This is a genomic window from Nonomuraea sp. NPDC005650 (genome assembly GCF_040605375.1).
Lineage (GTDB): Bacteria > Actinomycetota > Actinomycetes > Streptosporangiales > Streptosporangiaceae > Nonomuraea.
Genome location: NZ_JBEXCR010000124.1, coordinates 1 through 2,480 on the forward strand (window position 1 = coordinate 1; position 2,480 = coordinate 2,480).

At 66.8% G+C, this 2,480-nt stretch carries 5 protein-coding genes; all 5 read left to right on the plus strand.

The window, feature by feature from the left end; translation table 11 throughout:
• The coding region (locus ABZS69_RS66875; protein WP_355395576.1) for a hypothetical protein at window positions 1–428 on the plus strand (428 nt) is incomplete at its 5' end.
• Window positions 429–837: 409 nt separating this feature from the next.
• Complete coding sequence (locus ABZS69_RS66880) at window positions 838–1,218, plus strand: hypothetical protein (protein ID WP_355395579.1); 381 nt, start codon at window positions 838–840, stop codon at window positions 1,216–1,218.
• A 311-nt stretch (window positions 1,219–1,529) separates the two neighbouring features.
• Window positions 1,530–1,859, plus strand: a complete 330-nt coding sequence (locus ABZS69_RS66885; protein ID WP_355395582.1) for a PadR family transcriptional regulator — start codon at window positions 1,530–1,532, stop codon at window positions 1,857–1,859.
• Window positions 1,860–1,861: 2 nt separating this feature from the next.
• Window positions 1,862–2,254 (plus strand): DUF1048 domain-containing protein, encoded by a 393-nt coding sequence (locus ABZS69_RS66890; RefSeq protein ID WP_355395585.1) that lies wholly within the window; start codon window positions 1,862–1,864, stop codon window positions 2,252–2,254.
• On the plus strand, window positions 2,251–2,480 hold a 230-nt coding region (locus tag ABZS69_RS66895; RefSeq protein ID WP_355395588.1), incomplete at its 3' end, for an ATP-binding cassette domain-containing protein. The genes ABZS69_RS66890 and ABZS69_RS66895, both read left to right, overlap by 4 nt.

Here is a 2,480-nt window from a genome sequence, read left to right on the forward strand (position 1 = left end):
TGAGCGGAGAGCGTAAGGACGTCCTCGAGCTGCTGGCCGGGGGCAAGATCACTGTGGAGGAGGCGGAGCGGCTGATCGTCGCGCTGGAACGGGACCAGGCGCCGGCGGTGGCGGCCGGTTCCGTGGTGCGGCCGAAGGGTAAGGCGAAGTATCTGCGGGTGGTGATGGAGTTCCTGGAGGAGGATGGGCAGTCGGGGCGGCTCAATGTGCGGGCGCCTTTGCAGCTGTTGCGGGCCGGGGTTCAGTTGGCGGCGCTGGTTCCGTCGCAGGCGCTGGAGCGGGCCAACGCGGAGATGAGCAGGTCGGGTGTGCCGTTCGATTTGACGCAGCTCAGGCCTGAGCAGCTTGAGGCGCTTGTGGATCATCTCGATGAGACGGTCGTGGAGATGGAGATGGCCGACGGGTATTTGCGGGTTTTCTGCGAGTAGGCGCGTCCGGTTGGACGGGCTCTCGGGAGGGTGCTGGAACAGCCTCTCCGAGGCTGCGCCCGCTACAGCAGAGCACGGTTGAACCAGTCTGAACTTTAGCCGTTTATCGGCGAGGTGCCCGCCCGCGCGATCGGCGCCTGCGGGGTCATCGAGAACCCCGGCGCGACATCGTCGTTGACCACGTACTCACCGCGAAGACCGCCTCTGGGGCGGGGAAGTCGTGCGCGGCGAGGTGTTCCTCCACGCCTGCGCCGCCGCCTGGCTCGACGTGAACGCCATGGCCGACAACGGGCCGACGGCTCTCAGGGAAGGGCGAGCGCGCCCACCTACACCGGTGACGTCGTGATCCGCCGGCATCTGCTCGGCGACTCCGGCAACCAGACGACAACGAATACGGAGACGAGGAACCATGACCAACTCGAATTGGACCGGCATGATGCCGGTTGACGATACGGCGCTGGCCGTGACCGACACCGGCGGTCCCGGTGTCCCCGTGGTCTACCGCAACGGCCAGTTCGCCACGCAGGGGTATTGGCGGCGGGTCATCGCCGAGTTGGGGACGGGGTGGCGGCACATCACCTACGACGAGCGGGCTCGCGGCAGGTCGAAGCGTTCGGCGGACTATTCCTTCGAGGTCGCCGTCCGGGATTACCCGGTGGCCGCCCGTAACCCGAACATCAAGATCAGCGCGAAGGTCGCCGGCAACCACGGTGCGATCCTGAAAAAGGACTTCCGCGCCGTCGCCGAGGCCGTACGCGAGGTCGCCGCCCTCGACCGCGCAGGGCGCTGAACAAACGATCCGCCAGGCAGCGGCCTTCCCCGGTGTCGCGGTGAAGATGGTGCGGCTTGATCGCCGGCTGGGCCTGGTCGAGGAACCGGCCCGCGACGCCTGCGGATGCCGACGGTACGCACGCCGCACCGGCTCGCCGACCGTGACCGAGCCCTTCTCGCGGCTCATGGACCGGGTGCCCGGACGACGCGGCGGCCTCGCCCGCATCCACCCGGTTGCGGTCTCGACTATTCGGCGTTGCTAAGTACTAGTAGTCAGTGTTACTTTGTACTGGTAGTCAGCAACATTGAGTAGCTGAAGGGAGGTGTTCCATGGGCAAGCAGGTGACGGAGATGCTCAAGGGCGTGCTGGAGGGCATCGTTCTGGCGATCCTGTCCGGCCGGCCCGCGTACGGCTACGAGATCACGGCGTGGCTGCGGGAGCAGGGCTTCACCGACATCGCCGAGGGCACCATCTACGCGCTGCTGGTCCGGGTCGAGCAACGCGGTCTCGTCGATGTGGAGAAGGTCCCGTCCGAGAAGGGCCCGCCGCGCAAGGTGTACTCCCTGAACGCTCAGGGACGGGCGTATCTCGAAGAGTTCTGGAGGACCTGGAGCTTCCTCACGGAACGGCTCGAACAGCTCCGCGAAGGAGGTAAGTAGTCATGGCCGCAGAGTCGAGCGAGCCGAAGAGCCGCTTGCGGCAGGCTTTGGAGACGGTCACGGGGCCGTTGGAGGACAAGAAGCGCTACCGGCAGTACAAGGCGCGGGTGGGGCGGCTTCCGGTGAACTATCGCACGGCGGTCGAGGCGCTGGAGCGGTATATGCAGTTCTTCGGGCCGGGGGAGGCGGAGAGCCTGCTGGCGATGCTGGAGGATCTGGCGGATCTGTTCGAGCAGAGCGCGGCGGACGGGATCCCGGTCCGTGACGTCGTCGGGGGAGATCCGGTGGAGTTCGCCGAGACGTTTGTTCGCAACTATGCGGGGGGTTCGTGGATCGGCCGGGAGCGGGAGCGGCTGGCCAAGGCCATCGATCGCGTGGCGGGGGAGGAATCGTGAACAGAGCCGATCAGGTTCAGGGGCCTGCGATCCGGGTGCAGGGCCTGGAGAAGTCGTACAAGGAACTGCAGGTGCTGCGGGGCGTCGACTTCGACGTGGCGCGGGGCAGTATTTTCGCCTTGCTCGGCTCCAACGGGGCGGGCAAGACCACGGTCGTGAAGATCCTGTCCACGCTGCTCAAGGCGGACGCGGGTGCGGCCCGGGTGCATGGCTTCGATGTCGCGGC

Bases quoted from the DNA above. Each gene is read 5' to 3' on its own strand.
- ABZS69_RS66890 (WP_355395585.1), top strand. From the start codon at position 1,862: ATGGCCGCAGAGTCGAGCGAGCCGAAGAGCCGCTTGCGGCAGGCTTTG.
- ABZS69_RS66885 (WP_355395582.1), top strand. From the start codon at position 1,530: ATGGGCAAGCAGGTGACGGAGATGCTCAAGGGCGTGCTGGAGGGCATC.
- ABZS69_RS66880 (WP_355395579.1), top strand. From the start codon at position 838: ATGACCAACTCGAATTGGACCGGCATGATGCCGGTTGACGATACGGCG.